The sequence below is a fragment of the Synechococcus sp. Minos11 genome (assembly GCF_014279855.1).
GTDB lineage: Bacteria > Cyanobacteriota > Cyanobacteriia > PCC-6307 > Cyanobiaceae > RCC307.
In genome coordinates this window covers 1,905,837-1,919,897 of the sequence record NZ_CP047953.1, presented here as the reverse complement: position 1 = coordinate 1,919,897, position 14,061 = coordinate 1,905,837, and the positions used below count along the sequence as shown (strand labels likewise).

The window sequence follows — 14,061 nt, the reverse complement described above, 5'->3', positions numbered from 1 at the left end:
CCCGGCATGTTCGAAGCAACTTAGCCAGGGCTCGAACTTTTAGGATCTTTCTTCGGTGTGCTTTTTCGTGCCGTTGGGCCTGAGCCAGCAAACCAAGCCGTGAATTTCCGTACATGTCTACCCAGCTCTCTGCTTCTTGGCCCCATCTCGACAGCCCGGCTCCGGCGGCTGTTGCTGGGGAAAAGGATGCCTGTGGAGTTGGTTTCCTGGCTCAGCTTCAGGGGCAGGAGTCCCATTGGCTGATGCAGCAGGCCCTGCGCGGCCTCGGTTGCATGGAACACCGCGGAGGCTGCGGTGGTGATGGTGATTCCGGTGATGGCGCTGGAGTTCTCAGCGGTATCCCTTGGACCTATTTAGAGGCCGTTTGGCCGCAGGCTGCCGACTCAGCTGGCCAAGCCCGAGGTTTGGGCATGGTGTTTTTGCCCAGGGAGCCTGAGCGTGCGGCCCAAGCCCGGGCGTTTTGCGATGAGTCGGCCACCAAGCTCGGGCTGCGTCCGCTCGGCTGGCGGGTTGTGCCCGCCAATCACGAGGTGCTCGGCCCACTGGCGCGCAGCAATGCCCCTCAGATTGAGCAGTGGCTGCTGGGGGCTGATGTCGACGGCGATGAGCTCGAAGCGTTGCTGTTCCGCCTGCGCCGGCGTTGTGGCGACCGGGCCCGCGTCAGCTTTGGTGCCAAGGCCAGCGACTTGTACTTCTGCTCGTTGAGCAGTCGCACCGTTGTTTACAAGGGAATGGTGCGCTCCGAGGTGCTGGCGCCCTTCTACGGCGATCTGAGCGATGAGCGTTTCGCTGTCAGTTTTGCGGTGTATCACCGCCGCTTCAGCACCAACACCCTGCCCCGCTGGCCCCTGGCTCAGCCCATGCGTCTGCTGGGGCACAACGGTGAAATCAACACGTTGTTGGGCAACCTCAACTGGGCCAAAGCGGCGGAGAGCAACCTCGATGCGGTTTGGGGCGCCGATGCCGCTGACCTCAAGCCCGTGGTCAATCCAGCCTTCAGTGATTCCGCCAACCTCGACGCAACCCTTGAGCTGCTGGTGCGCAGCGGTCGCCCGATCACCGAAAGCTTGCTGACCTTGGTTCCCGAGGCCTTCCGCAATCAGCCCGAGCTGGAGGACAAGCCAGAAGTTCAGGCCTTCTATGAGTACGCCGCTTGCACCCAGGAGCCCTGGGATGGCCCGGCGCTGTTGGTGTTCGCCGATGGCCGCAGCGTGGGCGCCACCTTGGATCGCAATGGCTTGCGTCCGGCTCGCTACTGCCTCACCAACGATGGCTTTGTGGTGATGGGCTCAGAGACCGGTGTGGTGGAGCTCGATGAAAGCCGCATCATCGAAAAGGGCCGGCTTGGCCCCGGCCAGATGCTGGCGGTTGATTTGGAAAACGGCCGCTTGCTGCGCAACTGGGATGTCAAGCGTGAGGTGGCGAGCCGCTATCCCTATGCCCAGTGGCTGAACGATCACCGCCGCAACCTTGAACCCCAGCCCTGGACCACCAGCAAGCAGCTGGGCGATCTGGAGTTGCTGCAGCAGCAGACCGCCTTTGGCTTCACCGCTGAAGACTTTGAGCTGGTCATTGAGGACATGGCCTCAGCGGGCAAAGAGCCCACCTACTGCATGGGCGATGACATCCCCTTGGCTGTGCTCTCCGACAAGCCTCACCTCCTCTACGACTACTTCAAGCAACGCTTCGCCCAAGTCACCAACCCGCCGATCGATCCGCTGCGGGAAAAACTGGTGATGAGCCTGGAGATGCATCTGGGCCGCCGGGGTTCTTCTCTGAAACCGGAGGCCAGCGCGGCTGGGATGTTGCATCTGCCCAGCCCGATTCTCAACGAAGCGGAACTCGCAGCTGCCACCTCCCAAGGCTTGCCAGCAACCACCCTCTCCACCTTGGTTGGTGTGGCCGATGGCCCCGCTGGCTTGCAGCAGGCGGTGACGCGCTTGCAGAGCGCGGCTGAAGCCGCCGTGCGCGAGGGCAAAACGATCCTGGTGCTCTCCGATCGCGGGGTCACTGCGAGCCACACCACCATCCCCGCCCTGCTCGCTGTGGGGGCTGTGCACCACCACCTGCTGCGGCTGGGGTTGCGCTTGCAAACCTCCATCGTTGTGGACACGGCTCAGTGCTGGAGCACCCACCACCTGGCCTGTCTGATTGGTTTTGGCGCCAGTGCCGTTTGCCCCTGGCTCACCTGGGAAACCAGCCGCCATTGGCTCGACCAACCCAAGGTGCGCAAGGCCATCGAGCTGGGCAAGCTGCCTGCCCTCACCGTGGATCAGGTTCAGGCCAACGTGCGCGTGGCGCTGGAAAACGGGCTGCGCAAGATCCTCTCCAAGATTGGCATTTCCTTGCTGGCCAGCTATCACGGCGCTCAGATCTTTGAGGCCATTGGCATTGGCGCCGATCTGATCGATTTGGCCTTCGCTGGCACCACCAGCCGGGTGGCTGGACTCTCGATCACCGATCTGGCCAGTGAAACCCTCAGCCTGCACGCCAAGGCGTTCCCCGAACTCAACCGCACCAAGCTCGAGTTCATGGGCTTTGTGCAGTACCGCACCGGTGGCGAATACCACCTCAACAGCCCTGAGATGGCCAAGGCTCTTCACGCCGCAGTGAAGGCCGGACCCGGTTACGACCACTTCTCCACCTACAAGACGCTGCTGGAAAACCGGCCCGTCACCACCCTGCGCGACCTGCTCGAGCTGAAGCCGGCCCCAACGCCGTTGCCGATGGATCAAGTCGAGAGCGTTGAAAGCATCTGCGCCCGCTTCTGCACCGGTGGCATGAGCCTTGGAGCGCTCTCCCGCGAAGCCCATGAAGTGTTGGCCGTTGCCATGAACCGCATCGGCGGCAAGAGCAACAGCGGTGAAGGCGGGGAAGATCCCGCCCGCTTCAACATGCTCAACGATGTGGATGGTGAGGGCCGCTCCAAGGTGCTCCCCAGCATTGGCGGCCTGCGCAATGGCGACACCGCCTGCTCTGCGATCAAGCAGATCGCTTCAGGTCGTTTCGGTGTGACCCCGGAATACCTGCGCAGCGGCAAGCAGCTTGAGATCAAAGTGGCTCAGGGCGCCAAGCCAGGTGAAGGCGGTCAGTTGCCCGGCCCCAAGGTGGACCCATATATCGCTTGGCTGCGCAACAGCAAGCCGGGTGTGGCTCTGATCTCGCCGCCGCCGCACCACGACATCTATTCGATTGAGGATCTGGCGCAGCTGATTCACGACCTGCACCAGGTGCACCCAGCGGCTCGCGTCAGCGTCAAGTTGGTGGCTGAGATCGGCATCGGCACCATCGCCGCTGGTGTTGCCAAGGCCAATGCCGATGTGATCCAGATCTCCGGCCATGACGGCGGCACGGGCGCTTCTCCATTGAGCTCGATCAAGCACGCCGGTGGTCCCTGGGAAATGGGTCTGACCGAGGTGCACCGCTCACTGCTGGAAAACGGTTTGCGCAATCGCGTGCTGCTGCGCGCCGATGGCGGCCTCAAGACCGGTTGGGATGTGGTGATTGCCGCTTTGCTGGGCGCAGAGGAGTACGGCTTCGGCTCGGTTGCGATGATCGCTGAGGGCTGCATCATGGCCCGCGTTTGTCACACCAATAACTGCCCGGTCGGCGTGGCAACGCAGAAGGAAAACCTGCGCAAGCGTTTCCCCGGTCTGCCAGAACAGGTGGTCAACTTCTTCCTGTTTGTCGCTGAAGAGGTGCGCCAGCTGCTCAGCGTGCTGGGTGTCGCCAGCCTGCAGGAGTTGATCGGCCGCACGGAGCTCCTGAAGGCTCGTCAGGTGCAGTTGGCCAAGACCCGGGCCCTGGATTTGTCCTGCCTGTTGGCTCCGATTGCTGGCGCTGAAGACCGCTCCTGGTTGCAGCACGCCAGTGAGGCCCATAGCAATGGGCCGATCCTTGAAGATCAGCTACTCGCCGATGCCGAACTAATGGCGGCCATCGAGGGCCATGGTCAGTTGGCTCGCACCGTGCCGATCATCAACACCGATCGCAGCGTCTGCGCTCGCCTGGCCGGCGAGATCGCTGCACGTCATGGCAACACCGGGTTCAAGGGTCAGCTCAACCTCACCTTCGAGGGGTTTGCAGGTCAGAGCTTCGGTGCCTTCAACGTGCAGGGCATGAATGTGCGCCTGGTCGGCGAGGCCAACGACTACGTCGGCAAAGGTCTTTGCGGTGGACGTCTCACTGTGGTGCCCCCCAGCAGTGGCAATGACCCTGGTAGTCAGGTGATCCTCGGCAACACTTGCCTCTATGGCGCAACCGGCGGTGAGCTCTTTGCCTACGGCCGCGCCGGTGAACGCTTTGGCGTCCGCAATAGCGGTGCACGCACAGTTGTTGAAGGTGCTGGTGATCACTGCTGTGAATACATGACTGGTGGCGTTGTGGTGGTGCTGGGCAGCACCGGCCGCAACGTGGCTGCTGGCATGACTGGTGGTGTGGCCTTCTTGCTCGATGAAGACGATCGCCTCACCGCTCGGGTGAACCCAGAGATCGTGGCAATCTGTCCGCTAACGACTCCGGAGCAGGAGGCGTTGCTCAAACCACTGCTTGAGGCCTATGTCGCCGAAACCGGCAGTACCAAAGCCTCGGCAATCCTTGCCGATTGGAACAGCTGGAAAGACCGCTTCAAGCTGCTGGTTCCCCCCAGCGAGCGCGGCAACGTTGGCCTGGCTGAGAAGGAGGCGGTGGCTGCCTGATCGACTCAGGCAATCCCCGCTACGGCGGTCCGCAGCGCCTCGCGCCGGTCGATTTCAGTGCGCTCTGCTGGCAGCTTGCTGAAGAGACCGAGCTTTTCCAAGCGCCGGCGTGTGGTGCCGCTGGCACCAACGACAAACACCTGCCGGCCTACTTCAATCGCTTCTTCCACCGCGTTTTCCACGGCGAGCGCTGCGGTCACACCCAGGTGCGACACCTTGGAGAGGTCAAACACCACGGCCCTGCAGTCGCTGATGGCGTTGTGCTCGCGGTTAATCGCCTTGGCAACGCCGAAAATCATGGCGCCATTGAGCTGGAACAGCAGAACCTTGCCGTGGCCCTGATTCAGTAGCTCGCGCTCGTCGTCGCTGATCTCCAGGTCGCCATCGCCTGTGCTCACCGACTGGATCGCCTCGCTTTGCAGCTCGCTCATCTTGTCGATCGTGAGGATGTTGGCGATGAAAACGCCTACAAACACCGCGGTGATCAGATCCACCAGAACGGTGAGGGCGATCACCAAATACATGATCAGCGCCCCATTGAGGGAGATGCGGTGGGCGCGCTTGATGAAATCCCAGTCGACGATGTCGACACCCACCTTCAGGGCAATGCCAGCCAGCACCGCTTGAGGAATCTCGGCTGCCAGTGGAGCTCCCACCAGGATCACCAGCATCAGGATCACCGCGCGGAAGATGCCGGAGAGGGCGCTGCGGCCGCCGCTTTGGATGTTCACCACCGTGCCCATCGTGGCGCCAGCGCCGGGCAGGCCACCGAACAGGCCACTGACGAGGTTGCCCAGGCCTTGGCCAATCAGTTCTTTGTTGGAGTTGTGCTCTGTCCGGGTGAGGCTGTCGGCCACCACTGAGGTGAGCAGAGCATCAATGCAGCCGAGCATGCCGAGCACAGCGGCATCCACCACCATCAGTTGCAGTTCAGCGCCGCTGAACATCGGCAGCTGCAGCTGCGGAAAGCCGGAGGCAATTTCGCCAATGCGGCGAATGTCCTCAGAGCCAAAGCCACTGATCAGTGGCAGCGACACCAGGGTTCCCACCAGCAGCGCAATCAACTGCGGCGGGGCAATTTTTTTGAGTTGCTTGGGGGTGAACCAGAGGATGGCCAGGGTGATCAGCGCCAGGGACACCTCCAAAGGGCGTGCTCCGGCCAGCAGTTGAGGCAACGCCTGCAAGGTGCCAATCACGCCTCCCTTGGGGCTGGCCTGACCCAGGAAGGGTCCCAGCTGCAGGATGATCAAGATCAGGCCGATCCCGCTCATGAAGCCGGAGATCACCGTGTAAGGCATCTGGGTGACGTATCGCCCCAGACGCAACAGGCCAAAGCCGATCTGGAACACCCCGGCCAGCATCACCACCGTGAAGGCCATGGCCAGGCCGTGCTCGGGGTTACGGGCTGTCAGGCCAGCGATGACTGCTGTCATCACCACCGTCATCGGGCCCGTGGGCTCGGAGATCAACGTGGGAGTGCCGCCAAAGAGCGCGGCGAAGAGACCCACCAGCACCGCACCCCAGAGGCCTGCCGTGGCGCCAGCTCCGCTGGCTACACCGAAAGCCAGGGCCATCGGCAGGGCGATCACGGCGGCGGTCAGGCCGCCAAACAGGTCACCGCGCAGATTGTTGGCGCTGATTCGGTTGAACACCGTCGTGGCCGCAGGCATTTAGTACGTCGGACTGGGCCGAAATCCTAAGCGGTTGACCAAAAGAAATTGATCAGCGTGGGTGTTCCTGCATCAGCCGCTGCACCTCACCGGCGTGGTAGCTGCTGCGCGTGAGCGGCGTGCTCACCACCTGCAAAAAGCCCAGCTCCGATTCGCCTTGGCTGCGGAACTGCTCGAATTGCTCAGGGCTGACAAAGCGATCCACTGGCAGATGTTTGGGGCCCGGTGAGAGGTATTGGCCAATGGTCACGATGTCGACGGCATGGCGGCGCAGATCAGCCAGCACCTCCATGACTTCGGCATCGGTTTCACCCAGCCCCACCATCAGGCCGGATTTGCTGTAGCAGCGCGGCCAGCCTTGGCGAACGCGCTGGAGCAACTCCAGCGAGCGCTCATAGATGGCCTGGGGGCGAGCCTTCTTGTAGAGCCGCGGCACGGTTTCGATGTTGTGGTTGAGCACATCGGGTGCCCCTGCCATCACAGCGGCCAAGGCATCCCAGTCGCCGCAGAAGTCGGGCACCAACAGCTCAATAGTGGTGCCCGGTGAGCGCCGGCGAATCTGCTCAATGCAGGCCACAAATTGGCTGGCCCCGCCATCGGCCAGGTCATCGCGGTTCACCGAGGTGATCACCACATGCTTAAGGCCCAAACGCTGGGTGGCTTCCCCGAGCCGTTCGGGCTCGGTGGGATCCAGTTCGCGCACGCTCTTATCGAAGTCGATGTCGCAATAGGGGCAGGCGCGCGTGCAGCCCGGGCCCATGATCAAAAAGGTGGCCGTGCCGCCGGCAAAGCATTCGCCGATGTTGGGGCAGCTCGCCTCTTGGCAGACCGTGTTGAGCTTGAGATCCAGCAGCAGATCGGCCACCGCGCCGATCCGCTCACGCTGGGGGGCTTTCACACGCAGCCAATCAGGCTTTTGCAAGTTGGTCTCCTAAACTGGGTCCATCGGGATGTAGCGCAGCTTGGTAGCGCACTTCGTTCGGGACGAAGGGGCCGCAGGTTCGAATCCTGTCATCCCGACTTGATTATTGATGGCCCGCTACCTCCCCGGACTGCTGGCTGCTCTTCTGTTTGGGTGTAGCGCCCCTCTGATCACCCTGCTTGCGGGCCAGGGGGGAGCTCTTGCTGTCGCCGCTCTGCTCTATCTCGGAGCCAGTCTCGCCCTCTTAGTAGTGCGCGCTTTAGCCGGTGGATCGGGCGCTGAAACGCCGATCCAATGGCGCGTTGACCTGCCGGCACTAGCAGGCCTCACCTTGCTGGGAGGCGTGCTTGGTCCCTGGTTGCTGGTGCTGGGGCTGGAGCGCCTGCCCGCCGCCGCCGGGGCCTTGATGCTCAACCTTGAAGCGGTTTTCACGCTGCTGATCGCGGTCCTGGTGGGCAAAGAACATTTGGGCCGGCGCGGTGTGCTCGCCGCATCACTGACGCTGGCTGGTGCGGTTGTGCTGTCGCGCGGATCCCTTGGTGGGGCGTCCACAAGCGGCGCGCTGCTGATTGCTGCAGCCACCCTGGCCTGGGGCATCGATAACAACCTCAGTCAGCGCCTGAGCTTGCGGGATCCGCTGCAACTGGCTGGCTTTAAGGCCACCTGTGCCTCGTTGCCGATGCTGCTGCTGGCCTGGGGGCTCGGGCAACCCTTCCCTCCTTGGCACGTCAGCTTGCAGCTGCTGCTGGTGGGGGCCCTGGGCTATGGCATCTCGATTTGGTTGGACTTTCTGGCTTTGCGCCGCCTTGGGGCGGCCAGGGAAGCGGTCGTCTTCTCAACAGCCCCCTTTGTTGGAGCGATCTTTGCTGTTGTGGTGCTGCGTAGTCCCCTGAGCACCGCGTTGCTAGGGGCTGCAGCCCTGATGGCCTTTGGGGTTGTGTTGTTGATCGGCGAGGAACACAGCCACTGGCATCGGCACCGATCCCAGCATCACGACCATCGCCATCAGCACAGTCCTGATGGCGCAGACCCCCACCACGACCACAGCCACAGCGCCGAGCAGTTGGCAGGCCACGACCCAGCTCAGACCTTTTGGCATGCCCATCCCCATGAGCATGCGCCCATTGAGCACAGCCATTCCCACGTCAGCGATGCCCATCACCGCCATCCCCATACGGAGGACTGACTCACCTCAATTCAGCCCCGGGGTAGCCGCGGGGCGTCACCATCTGCCCGTGCTCAAAGCGGGTCGTGCTGTTGCCGATCAGCACCAGGCTGAACATGTCGACGGCTTCGAGTGGCAGCTCAGCCAATGGATGGATCTGCAGGGCCTCATCGCTGCGGCTGAGTTGGCGGCAGATGGCTGCTGGCGTGTTGGCGGGCCTGTGTTCCAGCAGCAATTCCACGGCGCGCCCCAGTTGCCAATGGCGATCTCGGGAGCGGGGGTTGTAGAGGGCCACAACAAAATCTCCTTGAGCGGCCGCTTTGAGCCGCTGTTCGATCAACTCCCATGGCGTCAGCCGGTCGCTGAGGCTGATGGTGCAGAGGTCGTGCATCAAAGGGGCTCCCAGCCGTGCGGCGGCCATCTGGAAGGCGGAGATGCCTGGGTGAACGCTGAAGTTGGGTTGCTCTTGGCTGGCTAAGGCCAGCCATTGCTCAAGGGCCAGGCCGGCCATGCCGTACATCCCGCTCTCTCCACTGGAGATCAGAGCCACCACAACCCCTTGGCGGGCGAGTTCAAGGGCTTGCTGGCAGCGCTCTTTCTCTTTGGTGAGCTGGCCGTCAAAGCGCACTTGATCCGCCCGGCGCAACGGCTCCAAAAGATCGAGATAAAGGCCATAACCCACCCAGGCGCTGCTGCTGGCTAATGCTTGCTGGGCAGCTGGAGTGAGTTGATTGAGGGCTCCAGGCCCAGCGCCAATCAGATGTAAATGTCCCCGTTGCGGTGCCCAGGGTTGTGGGGCGGCCGCAATCGCTGTGGTGACGGCGCCTTCGCCCGGTTGCCCCCGGCTGATTTGTTTCTCCAAGCGCAGCTCAGCGCCGGATCCTGCGGCGCTGAGGGCGGCGGCTTCCGCCACGCTCGGGCACCCCACCTCGGCAGCCACCACGGCCGATGGGTTGGGCACGGATTGGGCTTTGAGCTCATCGGCGCTGAAGAACTTCAGCGGCCAGTTGCGCTCGCTCGCCAGGGCCAGCAGGGCGGGCTCATCGTTTTTCACATCGATGCTTGCCAGTCCGGCCACGGCTTCTGCTGCTAGCACCGCGGTTTGCAGGGCGCCATCCACGGCCTGGCGCAACAACTCCAGGCTGCTGCCGCGTTCACATCCCACCCCCAGCCAAAGCACCGGTGGGTGCCAGCGGCAACCAGCGCCAGTGCTGCTGCTAATGCAGAGATCAGCCGCGCTGCTGCTGGCACGCGTTAGCGGCAAGTCACTGGCCAGCAGCCAATCGCTCAGGGTTGGTTGTCCTGCCCCAACCTCCAGGCTCAACGGTTCACTACGGGCTGCCCGATGCATCAGGGCATCCCAGTTGCCACTGCCGCGGCGCCAGCCCCAGGCTTCGCCCAATGAATCGAGGGCTGGCAGTCCCTGACTACTGCTGAAGCCGCTTTGGATCACGTTGGCTTGCAGGAGGGGCGCCAATTGCTCGGCCAGGGTGTCGGCCTGCTGGCTATGGCCCCCCAGTAGGGGCAGCAGTGTTGGTCCCTCCGCTGCCAGTAGCAGCACCGCTGGGTCGTGCAGCTTGTGTTGCAGCAGTGGCGCCACCAGTCGCACCAGGGCTCCTGCGGCCAGTGCCCCCACCAGCAGCTCCAACTCGCCCCAGTGCTCTTGCAGCAGTCCTTTTGGGCCGTCTGTATGGCGAATCAACTCAGGCCGCTGGGCATTGAGCAGGCCAGCAGGAACAGCAATGGCGTCGAGTTCACCCGCTTGCAGCAGCGGTTCGAGCAGCTTGAGGCCGGCCTGGCTGGCGCAAAGACCAAGGCGTTTCAAGAAGGATCTCCGCTCAGGTCGGTAGCTGTTGCGGCCTGGCCCTCAGCTTCGGGTTCGGCGTCCTGGTTCATCGGGGCTTCTGGCTCGCTGGAGTCCGCCTGAGGTTCGGCTGCCGGCTCAGTTTTTGTTTCCGCTTCCGGTTCTGGTGCTGGCTCAGGGGTTGGCTCCGGCTCCGGCTCCGGTTCTGGGGTGGGTTGGTAGTTGGGGTCGCTGAGCTCAGCCAATTGATCGGCGCTGAGGCGGCTGCTGAAGAGGGCCGGTGCTCCCGCTCTGGAGACGGGGACACGTAGCTCTTGCACAAGGCTGTTGAAGGCTGGCTGCAGCGGGTTGCCATCGCCATCGAGCAACTCGAGCTTGAGGAAGTGTTCGCCTGCTTTGAGCGGTTTGAGCCAAAGCGATTGGGCCCGATCGAGCACCACACTGCTGCCATCGAGGCTTAGCCGTAGCCGCCACTGCTCATCGCCATCGCGCAGGTGCTGCAGGGGCGCATTGAACAAAAACCAGTTGATGGGAACAGCTGCGCCAGCGGCTAGCTGCGGCGGCGGGACCGCCACCAGTTGCGGCGCGTCCAGATCAGGAAGGGCTTCTGGGGTGGCTAGGCCTCGATAGAGCTGCCATTGAATACGCGCGTTTTTGCCGGCGGCCGCTTCGCCCCAGGGCAGAGCGGCGAAGGCGCTGAGGTGATGGCTGCCTGGCGTCAGAGCCGGCATGGAGACGCTGATCAGCCCCTTGCTGTCTGTGGCAAAAATCCGCTGGGGTTCCTGGTGATCCAGTTGCACCACCACGTGGGGGCCAGCTCCTAGCTCGCTGGACTCCAGCACAGGCCAGTCGTCAAGCCGCAATTGCAGGGTCCAGTCCCCGGCAGCGACTTGGCTTCCAGGCTTGGGGCTCACCACGCTGAGCTGAGGCTGCTTGCCGCGCAGTTGATCACTGAGTTGCTGCGCGGCACCTGGTGGTGCCACCTCTTGCAACAGGCTCGCGGCTCCGCTGGGGCTGTTGGGTTCAGCGCGCTGCTTGCCCCAAGGAGCCGCAAGGCTTGGCGAGACAGGGGCAACGAGTAGAGCAAGGCCAAGCAGCACGGCCATGCCAGGCCGCAACAGACGACGGAATAAAACGCGGAGCATCAGGGCGGCAGGCCGCACGGGATGACCCCAGTGAAGCGCAAAGCTGTGCACTCAGCATCGCCATCTGTCAAGCCTCGGTATCATTTTTCTGATGAAATAATTGTTTTTTAGTTGTTACTTAGGGTTGCTAAGAGCCCTGTCCAGCACAGGGATTGAACCTTTGTAACTCAGCTGGGAACCTGCCATTTCTGGCCCCTATACTCCGTCCAGCGGTCCCCCTAGCTGGGGTCCGTGGCCTAGTGCTGGCAAGGCTTTTCGCCTGGCCGGTAGGCGGCCCAGCACCCCAGCGGTCTTCGCCATTGCCTTCGGGTTTTGACAAAGGCCACGACCCAAACCCTCGAGGAACGTCTCGAATGACCATCAGCCCACCAGAACGTGGGGGCAAGGCCAAGGTCTCGGTTGACCGGAACCCGGTGCCAGTCGATGTCGATGTGCTCGGAAAGCCCGGGCATTTCGATCGCGCTTTGGCCAAGGGTCCCAAGACCACAACCTGGATCTGGAACCTGCACTCCCGCGCTCATGACTTCGACAGTCACACCAGTGACTTGGAAGAGGTCTCGCGCAAGATCTTCAGCGCTCACTTCGGCCACTTGGCCGTCATCTTCATTTGGCTGAGCGGCGCCTTCTATCACGGTGCTCGCTTCTCCAACTACTCCGGTTGGCTCGCCGACCCCACCCACGTGAAGCCCAGTGCTCAGGTGGTTTGGCCCGTGTTTGGCCAAGAAATTCTCAACGGTGATGTCGGTGCCGGCTTCCACGGCATTCAGATCACCTCAGGTTTGTTCCACATGTGGCGCTCCTGGGGTTACACCAACGAGACCCAGCTGCTCGCCACCGCCATCGGCGCCCTCGTCATGGCTGGCTTGATGCTCAATGCTGGCGTCTTCCATTACCACAAGGCGGCTCCAAAGCTGGAGTGGTTCCAGAACGTTGAGTCGATGCTCAACCACCACCTGGCTGGTCTGTTTGGTCTGGGCTCACTCGCCTGGGCTGGCCACCTGATTCACATCTCCTTGCCCACAACAGCGCTGATGGATGCCATCGACGCTGGCAAGCCCCTGAGTCTGGATGGCAAGGCCATTGCCTCTGTGGCGGACATCCCTCTGCCCCATGCCTTTTTCAATCAGGATCTGGTTGGACAGCTCTATCCCGGCATCAAAGAAGGCATCGGTGCTTTCTTCTCCGGTAACTGGGCTGCCTACAGCGACTTCCTGACCTTCAAAGGTGGTCTGAACCCGATCACGGGCAGCCTCTGGATGACCGACATCGCTCACCACCACGTGGCGATCGCGATCATGTTCCTGGTGGCTGGTCACATGTACCGCACCAACTGGGGTATTGGTCACTCCATCAAGGAGATCCTTGAGGGTCAAAAGGGTGATCCCCTGCTGTTCCCTGCCACTCGCGGTCACGACGGTCTCTACGAGTTCATGACCAACTCCTGGCATGCCCAGTTGGCTGTGAACCTTGCCCTCGGTGGCTCCGTCACGATCATCGTGGCCCAGCACATGTACGCGATGCCTCCGTATCCGTACATCGCGATCGACTACCCAACCCAGCTGTCGCTGTTTACCCACCACATGTGGATCGGCGGTTTCTTGGTTGTGGGTGCTGGTGCTCACGCCTCAATCGCGATGGTTCGCGATTACATCCCTGCTCAGAACATCGACAACGTTCTGGACCGAGTGCTCAAGGCACGCGACGCCATCATCAGTCACCTCAACTGGGTCTGCATCTGGCTCGGCGCCCACAGCTTCGGTCTCTACATCCACAACGACACCATGCGTGCCCTGGGTCGTCCCCAGGACATGTTCAGTGACTCGGCGATTTCGATTCAGCCGATCTTTGCCCAGTGGATCCAAGGTCTGCACGCTGCAGCCTCCGGCTCCACCGCTCCCAATGCCCTCTCGGGTGTGAGCGAGGTCTTTGGTGGTCAGGTTGTGGCTGTTGCCGGCAAGGTTGCTGTTGCCCCGATGACCCTGGGTACGGCGGACTTCATGGTCCACCACATCCATGCCTTCACGATCCACGTCACCGTGCTGATCCTGCTGAAGGGTGTCCTCTACAGCCGCAACTCACGTCTGATCCCCGACAAGGCCAACCTCGGTTTCGCCTTCCCTTGCGACGGCCCCGGCCGTGGCGGCACCTGCCAGGTGTCGGGTTGGGACCACGTGTTCCTAGGCCTGTTCTGGATGTACAACTCCCTGTCGGTTGTCATCTTCCACTTCTCTTGGAAGATGCAGAGCGACATCTGGGGGACCGTCAACGCTGACGGCACCGTCCAGCACATCACCAACGGCAACTTCGCCACCAGTGCACTCACCATCAATGGCTGGCTGCGTGACTTCCTGTGGGCTCAGGCTTCACAGGTAATCAACAGCTATGGCTCTGCTACCAGCGCCTACGGCCTGATGTTCCTGGGTGCCCACTTCATCTGGGCGTTCAGCCTGATGTTCCTGTTCAGCGGCCGCGGCTACTGGCAGGAGCTGATTGAGTCCATCGTCTGGGCTCACAACAAGCTCAAGGTTGCTCCGGCTATCCAGCCGCGCGCCCTGAGCATCACGCAAGGTCGTGCTGTCGGCGTTGCCCACTATCTGTTGGGTGGCATCGCGACGACCTGGTCCTTCTTCTTGGCCCGCATCATCGCGGTGGGCTGAT

Annotated in this window: 7 protein-coding genes and 1 tRNA gene; 4 read left to right on the top strand and 4 right to left on the bottom strand. The window is 62.3% G+C overall.

All coding sequences use genetic code 11. The features are described 5' to 3' along the window. Positions 1-113 precede the first annotated feature (113 nt). Positions 114-4,697: a glutamate synthase large subunit gene (gltB, locus tag SynMINOS11_RS10880; RefSeq protein WP_186548482.1), complete on the top strand. Its 4,584-nt coding sequence runs from the start codon at positions 114-116 to the stop codon at positions 4,695-4,697. 5 nt (positions 4,698-4,702) lie between these two features. Here gltB and bicA read toward each other — a convergent pair whose 3' ends face one another. Beyond that, entirely contained in the window at positions 4,703-6,367 is a 1,665-nt protein-coding gene (bicA, locus tag SynMINOS11_RS10875) for a bicarbonate transporter BicA (protein ID WP_186548480.1), read from the bottom strand. A 52-nt stretch (positions 6,368-6,419) separates the two neighbouring features. Further along, entirely contained in the window at positions 6,420-7,289 is an 870-nt protein-coding gene (gene lipA / locus SynMINOS11_RS10870; protein ID WP_186548478.1) for a lipoyl synthase, read from the bottom strand. 24 nt (positions 7,290-7,313) lie between these two features. On the opposite strand from lipA, the gene SynMINOS11_RS10865 reads away from it, so the two are divergent. Further along, positions 7,314-7,387: transfer RNA gene (locus SynMINOS11_RS10865), tRNA-Pro, on the top strand. 11 nt (positions 7,388-7,398) lie between these two features. Continuing rightward, positions 7,399-8,475: a DMT family transporter gene (locus SynMINOS11_RS10860; protein WP_186548476.1), complete on the top strand. Its 1,077-nt coding sequence runs from the start codon at positions 7,399-7,401 to the stop codon at positions 8,473-8,475. 1 nt (position 8,476) lies between these two features. On the opposite strand, the gene cobJ is transcribed toward SynMINOS11_RS10860, so the two are convergent. Both cobJ and SynMINOS11_RS10850 read right to left on the bottom strand, forming a co-directional pair. Next, entirely contained in the window at positions 8,477-10,279 is a 1,803-nt protein-coding gene (gene cobJ / locus SynMINOS11_RS10855) for a precorrin-3B C(17)-methyltransferase (RefSeq protein ID WP_186548474.1), read from the bottom strand. Continuing rightward, positions 10,276-11,403 (bottom strand): hypothetical protein, encoded by a 1,128-nt coding sequence (locus SynMINOS11_RS10850; RefSeq protein ID WP_186548472.1) that lies wholly within the window; start codon positions 11,401-11,403, stop codon positions 10,276-10,278. The genes cobJ and SynMINOS11_RS10850 overlap by 4 nt, the downstream gene beginning before the upstream one ends. A 353-nt stretch (positions 11,404-11,756) precedes the next feature. On the opposite strand from SynMINOS11_RS10850, the gene psaA reads away from it, so the two are divergent. Continuing rightward, entirely contained in the window at positions 11,757-14,060 is a 2,304-nt protein-coding gene (psaA, locus tag SynMINOS11_RS10845) for a photosystem I core protein PsaA (protein WP_011936572.1), read from the top strand. Position 14,061 lies beyond the last annotated feature (1 nt).

Coding starts and splice junctions, on each gene's coding strand:
- gltB (WP_186548482.1), top strand. CDS start 114: ATGTCTACCCAGCTCTCTGCTTCTTGGCCCCATCTCGACAGCCCGGCT.
- bicA (WP_186548480.1), bottom strand. CDS start 6,367: ATGCCTGCGGCCACGACGGTGTTCAACCGAATCAGCGCCAACAATCTG.
- SynMINOS11_RS10860 (WP_186548476.1), top strand. CDS start 7,399: ATGGCCCGCTACCTCCCCGGACTGCTGGCTGCTCTTCTGTTTGGGTGT.
- SynMINOS11_RS10850 (WP_186548472.1), bottom strand. CDS start 11,403: ATGCTCCGCGTTTTATTCCGTCGTCTGTTGCGGCCTGGCATGGCCGTG.
- psaA (WP_011936572.1), top strand. CDS start 11,757: ATGACCATCAGCCCACCAGAACGTGGGGGCAAGGCCAAGGTCTCGGTT.